Here is a 14442-nt window from a genome sequence, read left to right on the forward strand (position 1 = left end):
CAATCACTTATTAAATATAAGTTGAGGGTATGATTTTGTCAATCTTTGGACACATGTTCACAAATTGTTCACTTTATGTAAAAAACCGCTCTACAACTTGATTTGCAAACGATTTCAGTTAAAAGTATTACACTCTACATTTGAAAATTTTTGCCAAATTTCGGTGATAAAACTCGATTTATTGGTGATTTTTCTCACATTCAAAACATGCGGTATTATGCAAAAGAAAGATCCATTTTTATGGAAAACCTCTTCCATATCGATTCAGAAAACATACCTATCGCTCCATACCGCTACTATCAAGCTCAAAACAGCATGGAGCATTCCACAGAAAGTTAAATCCAAATCCTCTTTTTCACTGAATTCTTCTCATGTGCCATTGGTCAGAATCAAGGGGCCATCCCCAGTAATCGCAACCGTATGCTCATACTGTACCCCCCAGCTGCCATCTACGGTCCTTACTGTCCATCCATCTTCATCCCACACAACAGCCCCGGAACTGCCTTTCGTGAAGATTGGTTCAATGGTAATGACCATCCCCTCGGTGAGCATCATGCCCGTTCTGCGCTTGCCGTAAGGCAACACATTGGGCGGTTCATGAATATATTGGCCAATGCCATGACCGATAAGAGGTTTCACAATTCCGTACCGATACAGTCTGGCTGTTCGTTCAATGGCACTGCCAATATCTCCGAGCGTATTCCCTGGAACTGCCTGGGCAATCGCCCGCTCAAGTGCCTTCTCCGTACGCCTCATCAACTTGCGAATGGATCTGCTTGGTTCACCAATGCCATATGTCCAAGCGGAGTCAGCAAGCCAGCCATCTTTGTTGACCACCATATCGATGGTTACTACATCCCCGCCTGCCAGCTCCTCTTCTCCAGGAAATCCGTGGCAGACCACGTCATTGACAGAGGCACATGTCGCGTACGGATAACCTTTATACCCTTTTTGCTCCGGTGTGGCCCCATGCGCTGCCAAAAACTCTTCCACTCGCTCGTTGATCTCCGCTGTCGTGATCCCAGGTATCATCCACTGCTCAATATGCTGGTGACAACTTCGCAATATTCGTCCTGCTTCCCGCATGTAGCCAATCTCTTCTTTGGTTTTCAAAATAGGGTCCACATGCATTCATCCTTCCCGCTGTAGGTGTACTCCCATGTATATGCAGCAGGAACGCAAAAAAAACCGCCTGCCGGAGCTTATCGCCCGGGAGACGGTTCTATTCATTATCGGAACAGTATAATCAGAGTTGTGTGTTGTTTCAGGACACGGAAGAATCCATCTTGACAAGCTCGTGCTCAACCACAGAAGTCAATTCTTCCTCGTACCCACCCGTAATCCGGTATTTTCTCACGTACTCCTTCACGAATTTTTTTGGATCTTTAGGACGGAAAATCCGAGTCATTTCCCTCAAACTTTCTTTGACCTCATTGTGACCTTTCGTTGCCATTGTAATTCCCTCCCAAAACGTTGAAAGTGAATGCTCCGTTTAGAGAATGCCGAATAAGTCTTAAATGCCATCCATGAAGTTGTGTGCGCGGCTTAAAGCAAGCTTTAGGTCGGGAACCTCGCTAGAAAGCAAGTACCTGACACTATAAATACCCGATATGATTCGGAATGAATCATAATCTTATTGTAGCATATTCGGAAGTATCTTACGACTTGACGATTTCCTCTAATAAATATAACGGTTTTCATGCCCAAAAAGTTTAATTCCGAATCATATGTTATGAATGCCACCATTCTATACGGAATTAATATATCCAGCATAACACTGGACTATTCGGGGGATATTATCACGGACAACCCATACAGTTAAATTACTGTTATCCAAAGGAGGCGCCGTTTCATGGAACGCAAAGAACAGGATATGCTGCCCCTTTCACATGAAAAGGTGGAAGTAGACGGAGTATATATCAACGAAGCCGGACGTGAGGAACATTTGCATCGCGGGCAACACTTCCCGGCAGATCCCGTTCTCGGCAAGTCAGAATGGAAGCTGACGGAGTATTCTTTTGATAATCACCATGAAGGACGTACGGATGAACGATTGGTTCCCAAAGAAAACGATACTGATAAAATGGGCAAGATTACAAACCCTCGCAGACAAATTGAGGGCGGAAGATAATAACGTTTGTTTTGTAGTCAGATAAATTCACCGGTTCAGTTCTGTCCACCTCCTTCATAGCCTAATAAAAAAGGTTAAAGGAGGCTGGACCGGATGTCCCCCATGAAATCGTCTAGCGGTCTGGATGAAAATATTGCCGGTATGCTGTGTTACCTATTTACCTTTGTAGGTGGCATTGTCTTTCTCGCGGTGGAAAAGCGGAGTCGGTTTGTGCTATTTCATGCACTGCAATCCGTAACCGTCTTTGGCATCATTATGGTTGGGCATGTATTATCGACTTTTCTTCCGTTATTTGGGCCACTGGTGGCATCCTTGTTATCCCTGCTCGGTGTAGTGGTCTGGCTCATCATGGTGATCACCAGCTTGCAAGGGAAATGGATAAAGCTGCCGTGGGTCGGTGATTTTGCAGAGAAACAAATGCGTCATCTGTAACTTTAGGAATACATGACTCATAATAAAAGACGATCCTCCCCCTTAAAATCGGGTGTGGATCGTCTTTTATTTATTTTAAATATATTCTAGGTTTAGCAACGTTCTTCAGTGTTTCACATGTAAAGTTGATTTGTTCATGTGATTGAACATTCACAACATAAATAATAGATGTCATCAACCATTCATGTTGTACATCACCATCCATTAACCTGCTTAAATGTTCGTCTTGTTAATGGTGTATACAGGAACAGTTAACATAACAATCATGCTGGATAACAGGTCTGATGCGGCTATTAAGCCGACTTACCTGTCTCTCCAAGAATGGCATCTGCCTGTTGTTCAGCCATCTCGGCAGCTGTTTCCTTGGTGCCCAGACCATTGAACAGCAGGTTCATGAAGATCGCCGTGAAGCTGCCTGCAATGATACCGTTGCCGAGCATAATCTGAGCCCAGTCCGGTGCACCAGCGAACAGCTCAGGTACAACGGTAACCCCCAGTCCCATGCCTACAGAACAAGCAATGACAAACAGATTCTCATGCCGGTTCAGATCGACCTGACTGCCGATAATTCGGATACCGGATGATACCACCATGCCGAACAAGGCAACCATGGCTCCGCCAAGAACTGCAGTTGGCACGAGCTGTGCCAGTGCCGCAATCTTCGGCACAAATCCGATGACCACCAGGAGTCCACCAGCCACAACAATGACATCACGTGTCTTCACACGTGTCATCTGTACCAGACCTACATTTTGCGAATACGTGGTATACGGGAACGAATTGAAAATACCCCCTAGTACAATGGCCAGACCCTCTGCACGATACCCACGGGCCAGATCCTTGGAGGACAGGTCCTTGTCCAAAATTTTGCCCAAAGCCATAAATACACCTGTGGATTCGGCCACGCTGACAATCGCCACCAGGATCATCGTGAGAATCGGTACAATCTCAAATGTCGGTCTGCCAAAATAAAACGGCTGAACAACATGGAACCAGCTTGCATCAAGGATTGGAGCAAATTTCACTTTACCCATGAAGCCTGCTGCTATCGTACCAACGAGCAGACCAATCAGTACCGAGATGGAACGGATGAATCCAGTTGTGAAACGTGTCATCAGGATGATAAATAACAGTACACCGAATCCAAGCAACAGATTCGTTCCACTACCAAAGTCCGGTTGGCCCTGACCGCCACCCAGATCATGGAAAGCAACCGGGATCAGCGTCAGACCAATTATGGTCACAACAGAACCTGTCACGACAGGAGGGAAAAGCCTGATCAGCTTCCCAAAGAGACCAGAGAAGATCAATACAAACAATCCGGAAGCAATAATTGCCCCGTAGATGGCAGATACCCCACTATTCATCCCAATAAGAATCATCGGAGACACGGCCTGGAATGCACAACCGAGCATAACAGGCAGCCCTACGCCAAAATATTTATTTCCCCATACCTGAAGCAGTGTAGCCACACCACAGGCGAGCAGGTCAATGGCAATGAGATAGGTTAATTGTTCCTGAGTAAAGCCCAATGCATTACTCACGATCAGTGGAACGATAACGGCTCCTGCATACATGGCAAGCACATGTTGAAGTCCGAGTGAGAACGTTTTGATTGGATGACGATGTCGCTGAAAAATACGTTCGCGTGCCATATTAGTTCTTGCCCTCCTCGTCCGCAAATGTAACCTGTCCATCCGACAGTGCCCCAATGCGAACCAGCGATTCCACACGGTATCCCGCTTCTTTCAGCAAGCGACCTCCCGGCTGGAATGCTTTTTCAATAACGATGCCGATACCAACCACTTCAGCTCCAACCTGCTCCACAATGCGAGCCAGACCAAATGCCGCTTCTCCGTTTGCCAGAAAATCATCAATGATCAAAACGCGATCCCCAGGTTTCATAAATTTCTTGGCAACGGTAATTTCATTGGTTTCCTGCTTCGTGAAGGAGTAGACCTTCTCCACCAGAATGTCTTCCGTCAGTGTGAGCGACTTCTGCTTTCGTGCAAAGATCAGCGGTACGTTCAGCTCCAACGCGGTCATGATGCCTGGCGCAATCCCAGATGACTCAATCGTTAACACCCGTGTAATATTCTCACCTTCAAAACGGCGAATGAATTCCTTGCCCACTTCCTTCATCAGAACCGGGTCCATCTGGTGGTTCAGGAATGAATCCACTTTGAGTACTTGTTCGGACAGGACAATGCCTTCCTGTCTTACCTTGTCTTTTAACAATTGCATTGCAATTCTTCCCCCTGAATGCCCTCCGTACAGACGCACACACACTCTTCCAATCGCATGGTAAAAAAACAAAAAGCCCGCCTTTTCACACGCTGCGGAATAACCGGAGACGGGAAAAACGGACTTGTACGTATATGGACAAGCCGTATGGATGCTGCATGTGTGTTGAAGGGACATGAGAGCAGGAGTGCACTCCTGACATATCAAACGCCAAACAGTCCATCCAGAATCGGATGCGAAGGTACCTGAACCTGCTTTTCAAGCAAACTGTCTGAGAATAATCTCATTCCAACCATACAAAATGTTGCAGCATCTTTCCCGTAGTCCGATCATTCCGGTGATCGGGTAGAGACATGCAGGCCTATTCCTGCACATATACGAGTAACGGCATATTTAATTTTTGGCTCCATGATTCGTTACAATGTATGATCGCGAACCTGAATGTAAAAGGTTAAACATAACTGACAATGTTAGAAGTATACCGAATCGGCGGCGTGAAATAAAGAAGTATTTTCATGGAAGTTGCGGAAACTTGTCTTAATTTGCAAACAGGGGGTGATTGGAATCTATTTTTTATGTACAATATGAGAACGGAAGCGCGGAACTGAACGGAGAATGAATGGAACCGCGGCCTACATTTTCAATTGAAGGATCAAAGGAGATATGCAGACATGAAAGGTGTACTTAAAGAATTCAAGGAGTTTGCCGTCCGCGGCAACGTCATCGATCTGGCGGTCGGTGTCATTATTGGGGCTGCCTTTGGTAAAATCGTCACATCCCTTGTGAATGATATCATCATGCCTCCGGTAGGGAAACTGTTGGGTGGCATTGACTTCAGTCAGAAAATCATCAACCTGGATGGGGATATCAAAACAGCAAACGGACAGGACATTACCACTCTCGCTCAAGCCAACGAAGCTGGGGCTACCGTGATTGCTTACGGACAGTTTATCAACGTCATGATTGATTTTCTCATCGTTGCGTTCTGTATCTTCATGCTTGTGAAGGGCATCAACTATCTCAAAAGCAAAGAACACAAAAAGCCTGAGCCGAAAAAAACGACCAAGGCTTGCAAGTATTGTCTATCTGAAATTCCAGCTGCGGCTACCCGCTGCTCTCACTGTACTTCAGAGCTTGAAGCTGAAGGAAGCGGCGCAACGGCTTAACCACGATGAATGTTTTGAGACTAGCCGAGTTGAATGTTTATATAAGTTGTGATGCAGGGAACAACCTCTCACTTGCTGGAGTTTATGTATGAAAAGCTAGCTATATGGGCTTCATTAACAATTGGTTGCGTGATCAAGGTATGAAGGTTCCACCATAAAGGTGGGGCCTTTTTTTGAGCCTAACATACATATATTACATGTGCTCCCCCATGAATGTCATTCACAGCCATGCTCATGAAACTAGAAACGGCGTGGCAGCAAATGCTCTAGGATCGACTTCAGATCCTTGTCTTCTTTGTAGACTTCTTCCCCGGTATCAAGCTCCGTTACACGAATATAGTCAAAATTAGCCGAAGCTTCCAATGGTTTGAACAACAACTGGGCCTCATCTTCCAAACGTACGTTGAATCCCATATCCTTAAACATGGTGGTTAACTGACTGTTAGCGGGTTCCTGACCCTGCCCTACAAATATAAGTCCTCTAAGACTTTTACGCTCCTGAGGTTGCGGATAAATCACCTGAAAGTGTACAATGCATTCCATACGATCGTTCCCCTTTCGTTTAAAACATACTTTGTGAAATTTTGAACTTTAAAAACTGCTATATAAGGAGATACGTTTCATGACCCCAGAACGTTTCGACATTTATGACGATAATCAAAATTGGATCGGTACAGCGCTACGCAGTGAGGTCCATGCCAAAGGCTACTGGCACCGTTCATTCCACTGCTGGATCGTGCGTGACGAAGGCGAGCAGCGACAGGTTCTTTTTCAGCGTCGGCGTGATATGAAAGATACCTTCCCTGGATGTTACGACATTACAGCAGCAGGTCATCTCACCGCAGGTGAGCAACTGCAGGACGCCAGTCGTGAGCTGGAGGAAGAATTGGGTGTACATGTACCTTTCGATGCACTAACCTATCTATTCACGGCTACACAGCAGCTTCAAGGAGAGGTCCGTGGTGTTCCGTTCGTAGATCGGGAATTCAGTGCGGTCTACGGACTATGTCTGAACCAGCCGCTCGAAGCTTATGTTCTGCAGCCCAGCGAGGTGGATAGCCTGTATGAGGTGCCGCTGGATGATCTGCTCGCCTTATTCCGTAGTGAGATCGACGTCATTCAAGCTACCGGGGGTCAGACACACCCGTCAAGCGATCACGCAGCTTATGAACCGGAACGTATCGTTCGCGAGATTCGGGCAACGGAATTTGTGCCTCATGGCACAGCTTATTATGTTGACGTGTTGGAAGCTCTGTATCACGTACCTAAAGATTGATCAATTACAATTCTGTTCAACCGATCCTGCTCAATCGAATGTTCATAGTTTCATTTTCTCAAAAATAGCATAACTTCATACCTTTACTATCGACTCGACTGGAAACAGATGCTGTGACGAACATCACTGTCATATCTCAAACAGCACAAACAGGCGTCTGCTTTGGGGCAGCGCCTGTTTTATGTACACACGTATTCGTTGCATCAAAAATGATACATTGTGCTTGCATGTTCACTCAGTCCGATGTGGATTAGTAAATGCACTGCCTAGCTCGGGTCACCCTCTCCTGCAGGAGAGGACCAGTAACGCGCAGAAAGTTCTTCGTACCGGTGCCCATAGCGAGACTCCAGTTCCTCACCCATATCCTGTTCCAGTTCATACAACACCAGTTCTTGAGCAAAATGATTCAGCAGCAGTCCGGTCATTACCGGATGCTCCGTCACCACTGCCTGTGTGGCACATGTTTCACCGCGCATGCCCAACATGCACCAGCGCCGATCCACCACCAGAGAGAATTTCCGACCGTTACCCGTGCCATACAAAGGCAATCCCGGCAAAGGAGCGGGCTGATCAAGCATACCCTCGCCGCCATCACACGACCATAACAGCCGCACACCGCGAGCCTCAGCCTGCTGTAAGTCATGACGCAGCAGCTCCGCCTCTTCACGCCAAACGTCTACAACAATTTCATGCTGAGCCTCGGCCAATTCACGACTCAGATTCTCAAACACATTTTTGTCGCCCTCGATGTTATAGAATACAGGTTTCTCCGGTTCGCTCTTGGGCATGCTGCTCTGGACATAATCCAGAGAGGTACGCATCTGATCGGAGATCATACGTGTCATCTCCTCAGGCTTCAGCACACTGTACTTCGCGGGTTCCCCCGGACTACAGCGCAAAAATCCACGCTGTTCCAGCCGTTGCAGGGTCGCATATACATTGGAACGGGACACGCCAAGACGCTTCGCAACCTCATATCCTGAGGCTGATCCCTGGCGGGCGAGTTCCACCATAATTTTAGATTCCATCTCGGTAAACCCAAGATGACGCAAATGATGCAGCAGTTGGTCCATATTCCCGTCCCCCCATGCTGTCAGCAACCCGCACTGCCTCACACTGATGCGGCAGAGCTTCTACTGCATCAGATCAGATCTGTTCAGCACCGCAGCGCGGGCACCATTTCGAACCTTTGGGCAGCTCAGCTGCACAAATCTGACAATTCACCATTTCACGTGACACTTCAGTCTGTACGTCCACCGTGTTCACGACCGGGTTATTTTCTTTCCAGTAGCGGATGCGTTCGTCCAGCTCCTGCTGACGTTCACGTTCACGTTGCATCTCTTCGTCCCTGCGACGTTCCCACTCCGCATCAAACGCTTCCTTCTCTTCCTGGGTAAACTCGGTACTGTTATATTCCGATTCCGTCTCCAGATCGGCGATGGACGGAATGACCGTGTGATACGGCTCGTCTTCCTCCAGTTCCAATTCAGGTGGCGCATCGTAGAAGTCCGGCTCCGGACTAGGGGTCTGAGTCTGGGCTACAGCTGCCTCCTGCCTCGCAGCTGTAGTCGCTCCTGCAACTCCAGCAGTACCTACGGTAGGCGCTGGTGTCTTGAATTCACCCAACTTGCGCCCACATTTAGGGCAGAAGTTGGCATCCAGGGAAGCGACGTGTCCACACTCGCACAACCGTTCGTTCTTGAGCTGTGCAATCTTGTTGCGCAGACCATCAATCTCGTCCTGCAGTTCGTCGCAGAGCTGCGACAGATCCACCATTTCTTTTTCCGCACGCGTCATATCCTGTGCCCGGTAACCCTCATAGAAGATGCGACCCATATCTGTAAAATGGACTTCCTGTTCCTGTTGCAAGCCCACAATCTGGTTGTTCAGTTTCCCAATCTCAACGGCGTGCTGGGCACGCTCTGTTGCTTTGTTCGCTCCGTCTTTGATGCGTTGAAGCAGTTTCATGACCATTCCTCCTCTGTCCCGTCAAAACCCATATTCTCATTTTAAGATTTTAGTTGAGTAGCATATTGATTCTTTCATGCAAAATGCTCAGGCATATAACTTATACGATATCATGCCAAAAAGTTGCGTAATCTCGTGCTGTTGCCCGTTTTATACCGATACTGGATGAAATCGGGGGCTTTCGTCAAGACCATACGTTCGGGTATAATGAAGCTTTGACCATACTTAACTGCCTGATTAGGCAACTAACTCTATCATACCAATTTACAATGTGATTGTGAAAAGGGCAAATGGTTTACTTTTAGCCGGGATAGTCCTATCCCTGAATGCATACAGAGGTGGATGAAACATGTTAAGTCCGAACTCAACGTTCTACCCCCGTCCGCTCGGGGTTACCCCGGCGGCGTCCCTGCCCCAGTCCCCGTCTGCTCCGCTGGAGACCAGTCGGCAACTCGTGGACAATGAGCAACAGGATGCCTTTTACTTTCGTTCGCTGGAAGAGGCAGGCATCAAGTTAAACGCACCACAAATCTCGGCAGTCCGTCACGGCAGAGGACCCATTCTGACGTTAGCCGGAGCCGGTTGTGGCAAAACAACGGTGCTGGCTGCAAGAGCCGGTTATCTCATAGAGGTCAGTGGCGTACATGCAGGCAGTATCCTGCTGGTGACATTCACCAACAAGGCTGCCACCGAGATGAAAGACCGGATCGCGGCTTTGCCAGGAATACGCCCGGCAGCTGCAAGAGCCGTGCAGGCTCGCACCTTCCACTCTTTTGCCCTGACATTGCTGCGTCATTATGGCGTGCAGGAAGAGATCTTTGGCGAGTCACGGGCTCAGCATACGGTGCTGAAGATGCTTTTGCGCCAAAACGGCATGAGTGAAGCCTTCCAGCCTGAAAGTCTGCTGGCGATGCTGTCCGCATGGAAGATGCAAGGATCGGAAACTACCGACCTGCCTGAAAAATCGCAGGAAGAACGCGATGCCAAGCGTGTTCTCCTGGGTTACGAAGCCTGGAAACAGGAGCGGGGCAAAATGGATTTTGATGATATTTTGCTGCGGGCAGCTGCCCTGCTTCGTGATCCTGCTGTTCTGGGTCCGCTTCAGAAGCGATTTCAGTACATTATGGTGGACGAGTTCCAGGATACCAACCATCTGCAATATGAGATTGTGCAAAAATTGGCTTCCGCCCACCGCAACCTGATGGTTGTCGGAGACGATGACCAGACGATCTATACCTTTAATGGCGCACGCCAGGAATCAATATTGGAATTCGATAAAGTATACCCCGGTGCACGCATTGTGACGCTGGATATCAATTATCGCAGTGATGCACGCATTCTGGGACTCGGAAGTGAACTGGTCGCCCGCAATAAACGCAGACGTGACAAACGGCTTCGTGCCGCAGGAAACCGTGGAGATGCGCCCCGTTTCGCTACACCTTCCAATGCGGAGGAAGAAGCGGCGTGGGTTGTAAACCAGCTGTGTCAACAGGTTGAAGAAGGGCAACACACCTATCGCGATATTGCGATTCTTCATCGGACAGCAAGCAGCAGCCGGGCTGTATTTGAGCAGCTTGTGTTGAAAGATGTGCCTTTTGTACAGCATGGTGCTTCCCCGGTGTTCTATGACCAGTCTCTCATCAGACCCCTGATGGATCATTTGCGTCTGTCCCTTGATCCACGCGCCATGGATGCTCTTCCCAGTGCACTGGGACCGCTCTATGTATCACGGGATGCCGGACTGGAGTGGATTCAGCGCTGTGAACAACAACAGGCGAAGAAATATCCGCTCATCCATCTGGTGAAATGGGACAAGCTGAAACCGTTCCAGCAGGAACAGGTCAAGGAACGTATCAAGCTGATCAAATCACTGCACAAACTGAAGCCCATCATCGCCATTCAGGAGATGCGCAGGCAGTTCTACGACAAGTATATGGAAAGTGGTGACCCCAGCATCTTCACCCATTATAAGGAAACGATGCTGGAAACCCTGGATGAATTCGAAGCTGCCGTCAAAAAATTCGAAACCGTAGAAGAGTTCATTCAATTCGCGGATGAGCTCTCCCGCAGACACCGTGAGATGGAATCGCTGCGCCGTTCACAGGACAGTGACGCCGTACAATTGATGACCATCCACCGGGCCAAAGGACTGGAGTTCCCTTGTGTATACTGGATTGGAGCCAGCGAAGGCATCGTGCCTCACAGCACAGCATTGCGTCAGGATATTCCCGAAGATCAGAAAGCTGCGCTCGCTGTGCAGCAAACAGATGCGGAGCTGGACATGGCGCTGGAGGAAGAACGCAGGCTCGCCTACGTTGCCATCACACGGGCCAAGCAGTATTTGTATGTTACCTCACCCGCGAGCCATCACGGAAAGCCAGCAGATGTGTCTCGCTTCCTGCTAGAAGCCTTCGGCATGGAAGTTCCGGACAAACGCAAACCGCGTGAGGAGAGCCGGACGAACAGCCAATCTTCATATGGCAAAGGAAATGCGCAGTATGCCCGCTCAGGCTCAGGTGCCCGTTCCGAAGGTCGGGATATGGCACAGCGCCGTGCAATTAGCCACAGTGACCGTCGTGACTTCGAGGTCCACAACGAACGTGACGAGGATCGCCTCGGTGAACGGCGTGGCAGCGGTGAGATTCGCAACCATAAGGCATTCAGTACCACAGGTATAAGTCCGACAGCTGCGAGTTCCTCCCGTCCACAATCCCACAGTTCAGGTTCAGGCTCAGGTAATGTTGAGCGAACGGAGACCGTTGCCGTCTGGAAATGTAGTTCGTCCACCTGTAAAGCGTGGTTAAGACAGAAACCGGCTGTGCCTTCTTCAAAAGCAACCAAGAAGGCATCATCCGGTCCACCGGCCTGCCCTCTATGTTCAGGATCGATGGAGGCCAGCACTCGTCAGGTTCCCGTAACGGGGAGACTTGGGAAATAAACTAACACGAGCATCGTAGCTCGTTTCAGGGCGCTTTTTGCTGTTTATTAACAGTAGAAGCGTCTTTTTTCCATTTCAGAATGGGGGTTGGATTATGCAGGACGGCAAACAACATCTGTATGTATCGGTAACTCATAACCTGATTGAACGAAGCAAGAACGAATCTACACCCTTTGAGGTGTTGGTGGATGACGAACAGTTGGGCCGATTGAAGGATCTGATGAAGGTATTGGAAGATGACGATGCCTATACTTTGCAACGGGCCCCGGTGCCCTACAAATCGGCAGATCATGATGAGGCAACAGAGCAATTTTCGGATGGCATGACCATGCTGTATACGTTTCTCTATGACCATGGCACGCCTGATTCCCGGCAGGCCATTGAGAGCATGAACGTGCTTCCAAGGCTTCAGGATACGGATTATGATGACCCGGGGTATGAGAATTCACCACTCAATAAATGACACGACAGGATGCCAAAAAGCATGCGTAACCGCAAATCACGCGGATGACGCATGCTTTTGTTATATGAAGGACAACTGCAACGTGAAACGTACTCAGTCCAGTCGAATCTCCTGCCCTTTCTCGGCGGATTCGTAGATTCCGCATAGCATACGCGTGGAAGCCAACCCATCCGCGATTGGACTGATCGGCTCAGTCCCGTTCAGGCAACAATCCACAAAGTGGTCGATCTGATTCTGGAATGCACTATGAATATGGAGGCCCGTATTGTCCGTCTGGGGTTCAATATTCAGGATGGTATTATTTTTCTCCGTGACGATCAATGTCTCCGGCTCCAGTTCGAACCCACCACGCTCGCCATATAATTTCACGGAAGATTCATCTCCGCGTGCATGCAGGGTAAAGCTTACATCCACCGCAAGCGATGCCCCGTTCTCAAACCGAATAAGTGCATTCGCCATATCTTCTACGTCATTCACAGCTGCGCTGTAGTCGGCTGCTTTGTAAAAGGAAAGATGTTCGATATGGGCACGATTGCCCAGCTTCCGATACGTATTACCACTGACCGAAACAGGTTTCGGCCGGCCCATCAGATACCAGCACTGGTCAATAATATGTACGCCCAGGTCAATCAGAGGACCTCCGCCGGAACGGCTTTTGTCAGCGAACCAACCGCCTGGATTACCGTGACGTCGCAGAATGGAAGCTTTCGCATAATACAGTTCACCAAATTCCCCGGCATCAATGAATCTGCGCATCATTTGCATATTGTTATCATAACGACGCACAAATCCAACGATAAAGGTACGTCCGCTCTTCTTCACCGCTTCTTCAATCCGCAGCGCATCTTCCACATTGGTTGCCACCGGTTTCTCCAGTAGCACATGCTTGCCTGCCTCCAGTGCAGCAATGGCGAATTCCGCGTGTGTATTGTTCCAGGTACAGATACTGACAGCATCCACATGCGGGTCCTCCAGCATCTCCCGATAATCGGTGTACACGGATTGGGCATCATACTTCTGCGCAGCAGCTTTAGCCCGCTCCTCGTTCAGATCGCAGATGGCATAGATGACGGCATCCTCATTCTTGGCATAACACCTCATATGAAGATCCGAAATGGACCCTGTACCGATCATTCCAATGTGCAGCATTTGTTTCGTGCTCATCATCGTCCTCCCTTCCTTTTCCACAACTTCCACAACATCACTATCGTCTAGTCTGCCCGCAGCATGCCTTCGTAAATACCCGGCGTTGAATTTTCAATCTTCACGGCACCCAGTGTTCGGGCATAGAAATCCACAGGACCCGCTGATCCGATAATGGCATAACCGTAACCGTCCGCCTTCATCGCATGCATACAAGCCAGTAACAGGGCTGTACCTACACCCTTGCCCCGTGCATCCTGGCTCACGCCTGTCGGGCCGAAGAAATTGCGGCATGTCGCTTCGTAACAGGCAAAACCAATCATTTTCCCATGCTCAACCGCAATGTAACAGGACACAGGCTGACGTGCAAAAGCGACCTCACATTCATCTACCCAAGCCTGGCTAAAATGTGACCTCACCCAATCCAGTACAAGCTGCTTCTCTGGGGCAATGGCTCTTCGAATCACAATGGAGGATTCCTCCAGCGTTCGTAGGCCACTCTCTTGTTCCGGCAAACGATAGAGCGCTACCAACATATCACTCATCTAATCCGTTCCTCCTCATACCTGAATGTGAAATAGGGGAAAGACTTGGCCACTTACCTGAAATTAACCTAATTCTGCTGCGGATAACCTGCAATACTAGCGATATTTCAAATCTAAACTAACCTACCGCTTACAT

Annotated in this window: 15 protein-coding genes and 1 riboswitch; of the genes, 6 read left to right on the forward strand and 9 right to left on the reverse strand. The window is 48.8% G+C overall.

The window, feature by feature from the left end; translation table 11 throughout:
- Window positions 1-369 precede the first annotated feature (369 nt).
- On the reverse strand, window positions 370-1131 hold the full coding sequence (gene map / locus ACTHPG_RS22825; protein ID WP_440391669.1) for a type I methionyl aminopeptidase: 762 nt from the start codon (window positions 1129-1131) through the stop codon (window positions 370-372).
- A gap of 133 nt (window positions 1132-1264) precedes the next feature.
- Window positions 1265-1453 (reverse strand): hypothetical protein, encoded by a 189-nt coding sequence (locus tag ACTHPG_RS22830; RefSeq protein WP_017690840.1) that lies wholly within the window; start codon window positions 1451-1453, stop codon window positions 1265-1267.
- 399 nt (window positions 1454-1852) lie between these two features.
- Here ACTHPG_RS22830 and ACTHPG_RS22835 point away from each other — a divergent pair, with 399 nt between their 5' ends.
- Together ACTHPG_RS22835 and ACTHPG_RS22840 are read left to right on the forward strand one after the other, a co-directional pair.
- Window positions 1853-2131 (forward strand): transposase, encoded by a 279-nt coding sequence (locus tag ACTHPG_RS22835; protein ID WP_440391670.1) that lies wholly within the window; start codon window positions 1853-1855, stop codon window positions 2129-2131.
- Between the two features lie 93 nt (window positions 2132-2224).
- Window positions 2225-2563 (forward strand): DUF4870 domain-containing protein, encoded by a 339-nt coding sequence (locus tag ACTHPG_RS22840; RefSeq protein ID WP_440391671.1) that lies wholly within the window; start codon window positions 2225-2227, stop codon window positions 2561-2563.
- Between the two features lie 293 nt (window positions 2564-2856).
- Here ACTHPG_RS22840 and ACTHPG_RS22845 read toward each other — a convergent pair whose 3' ends face one another.
- Complete coding sequence (locus ACTHPG_RS22845) at window positions 2857-4218, reverse strand: nucleobase:cation symporter-2 family protein (RefSeq protein ID WP_440391672.1); 1362 nt, start codon at window positions 4216-4218, stop codon at window positions 2857-2859.
- Window position 4219: 1 nt separating this feature from the next.
- Complete coding sequence (locus ACTHPG_RS22850) at window positions 4220-4807, reverse strand: xanthine phosphoribosyltransferase (protein ID WP_440391673.1); 588 nt, start codon at window positions 4805-4807, stop codon at window positions 4220-4222.
- A 301-nt stretch (window positions 4808-5108) separates the two neighbouring features.
- Window positions 5109-5208: riboswitch (purine riboswitch) on the reverse strand.
- Between the two features lie 270 nt (window positions 5209-5478).
- On the opposite strand from ACTHPG_RS22850, the gene mscL reads away from it, so the two are divergent.
- Complete coding sequence (mscL, locus tag ACTHPG_RS22855; protein WP_440391674.1) at window positions 5479-5973, forward strand: large conductance mechanosensitive channel protein MscL; 495 nt, start codon at window positions 5479-5481, stop codon at window positions 5971-5973.
- 240 nt (window positions 5974-6213) lie between these two features.
- On the opposite strand, the gene ACTHPG_RS22860 is transcribed toward mscL, so the two are convergent.
- Window positions 6214-6516: a hypothetical protein gene (locus ACTHPG_RS22860; protein WP_440391675.1), complete on the reverse strand. Its 303-nt coding sequence runs from the start codon at window positions 6514-6516 to the stop codon at window positions 6214-6216.
- A 79-nt stretch (window positions 6517-6595) separates the two neighbouring features.
- Here ACTHPG_RS22860 and ACTHPG_RS22865 point away from each other — a divergent pair, with 79 nt between their 5' ends.
- The gene (locus tag ACTHPG_RS22865; protein ID WP_440391676.1) at window positions 6596-7249 is read left to right on the forward strand and encodes an NUDIX hydrolase; all 654 of its coding nucleotides are present in this window, start codon (window positions 6596-6598) and stop codon (window positions 7247-7249) included.
- Window positions 7250-7515: 266 nt separating this feature from the next.
- Here ACTHPG_RS22865 and ACTHPG_RS22870 read toward each other — a convergent pair whose 3' ends face one another.
- On the reverse strand, window positions 7516-8322 hold the full coding sequence (locus ACTHPG_RS22870; RefSeq protein ID WP_440391677.1) for a TrmB family transcriptional regulator: 807 nt from the start codon (window positions 8320-8322) through the stop codon (window positions 7516-7518).
- 73 nt (window positions 8323-8395) lie between these two features.
- Window positions 8396-9217, reverse strand: coding sequence for a zinc ribbon domain-containing protein (locus tag ACTHPG_RS22875; protein ID WP_440391678.1), 822 nt, complete (start codon window positions 9215-9217; stop codon window positions 8396-8398).
- Window positions 9218-9566: 349 nt separating this feature from the next.
- Between ACTHPG_RS22875 and ACTHPG_RS22880 the strand changes: the two genes are divergently transcribed.
- Window positions 9567-12155, forward strand: coding sequence for a UvrD-helicase domain-containing protein (locus ACTHPG_RS22880; protein ID WP_440391679.1), 2589 nt, complete (start codon window positions 9567-9569; stop codon window positions 12153-12155).
- A gap of 94 nt (window positions 12156-12249) precedes the next feature.
- Complete coding sequence (locus ACTHPG_RS22885) at window positions 12250-12618, forward strand: hypothetical protein (RefSeq protein ID WP_440391680.1); 369 nt, start codon at window positions 12250-12252, stop codon at window positions 12616-12618.
- Window positions 12619-12711: 93 nt separating this feature from the next.
- Here ACTHPG_RS22885 and ACTHPG_RS22890 read toward each other — a convergent pair whose 3' ends face one another.
- On the reverse strand, window positions 12712-13782 hold the full coding sequence (locus ACTHPG_RS22890; RefSeq protein ID WP_440391866.1) for a Gfo/Idh/MocA family protein: 1071 nt from the start codon (window positions 13780-13782) through the stop codon (window positions 12712-12714).
- 47 nt (window positions 13783-13829) lie between these two features.
- Window positions 13830-14306 carry a GNAT family N-acetyltransferase gene (locus ACTHPG_RS22895; protein ID WP_062837317.1) on the reverse strand — a complete coding sequence of 159 codons (477 nt, stop codon included), beginning with the start codon at window positions 14304-14306 and terminating at the stop codon, window positions 13830-13832.
- Between the last annotated feature and the right edge of the window lie 136 nt (window positions 14307-14442).

Origin of the sequence: Paenibacillus sp. SAF-068 (assembly GCF_051967555.1) — a bacterium.
In the GTDB taxonomy this organism is placed as follows: domain Bacteria; phylum Bacillota; class Bacilli; order Paenibacillales; family Paenibacillaceae; genus Paenibacillus.

What these genes read in the sequence shown, in the direction of transcription:
- map (WP_440391669.1), bottom strand. Translation starts at nt 1,131, where the DNA reads ATGCATGTGGACCCTATTTTGAAAACCAAAGAAGAGATTGGCTACATG.
- ACTHPG_RS22830 (WP_017690840.1), bottom strand. Translation starts at nt 1,453, where the DNA reads ATGGCAACGAAAGGTCACAATGAGGTCAAAGAAAGTTTGAGGGAAATG.
- ACTHPG_RS22835 (WP_440391670.1), top strand. Translation starts at nt 1,853, where the DNA reads ATGGAACGCAAAGAACAGGATATGCTGCCCCTTTCACATGAAAAGGTG.
- ACTHPG_RS22840 (WP_440391671.1), top strand. Translation starts at nt 2,225, where the DNA reads ATGTCCCCCATGAAATCGTCTAGCGGTCTGGATGAAAATATTGCCGGT.
- ACTHPG_RS22845 (WP_440391672.1), bottom strand. Translation starts at nt 4,218, where the DNA reads ATGGCACGCGAACGTATTTTTCAGCGACATCGTCATCCAATCAAAACG.
- ACTHPG_RS22850 (WP_440391673.1), bottom strand. Translation starts at nt 4,807, where the DNA reads ATGCAATTGTTAAAAGACAAGGTAAGACAGGAAGGCATTGTCCTGTCC.
- mscL (WP_440391674.1), top strand. Translation starts at nt 5,479, where the DNA reads ATGAAAGGTGTACTTAAAGAATTCAAGGAGTTTGCCGTCCGCGGCAAC.
- ACTHPG_RS22860 (WP_440391675.1), bottom strand. Translation starts at nt 6,516, where the DNA reads ATGGAATGCATTGTACACTTTCAGGTGATTTATCCGCAACCTCAGGAG.
- ACTHPG_RS22865 (WP_440391676.1), top strand. Translation starts at nt 6,596, where the DNA reads ATGACCCCAGAACGTTTCGACATTTATGACGATAATCAAAATTGGATC.
- ACTHPG_RS22870 (WP_440391677.1), bottom strand. Translation starts at nt 8,322, where the DNA reads ATGGACCAACTGCTGCATCATTTGCGTCATCTTGGGTTTACCGAGATG.
- ACTHPG_RS22875 (WP_440391678.1), bottom strand. Translation starts at nt 9,217, where the DNA reads ATGAAACTGCTTCAACGCATCAAAGACGGAGCGAACAAAGCAACAGAG.
- ACTHPG_RS22880 (WP_440391679.1), top strand. Translation starts at nt 9,567, where the DNA reads ATGTTAAGTCCGAACTCAACGTTCTACCCCCGTCCGCTCGGGGTTACC.
- ACTHPG_RS22885 (WP_440391680.1), top strand. Translation starts at nt 12,250, where the DNA reads ATGCAGGACGGCAAACAACATCTGTATGTATCGGTAACTCATAACCTG.
- ACTHPG_RS22890 (WP_440391866.1), bottom strand. Translation starts at nt 13,782, where the DNA reads ATGAGCACGAAACAAATGCTGCACATTGGAATGATCGGTACAGGGTCC.
- ACTHPG_RS22895 (WP_062837317.1), bottom strand. Translation starts at nt 14,306, where the DNA reads ATGAGTGATATGTTGGTAGCGCTCTATCGTTTGCCGGAACAAGAGAGT.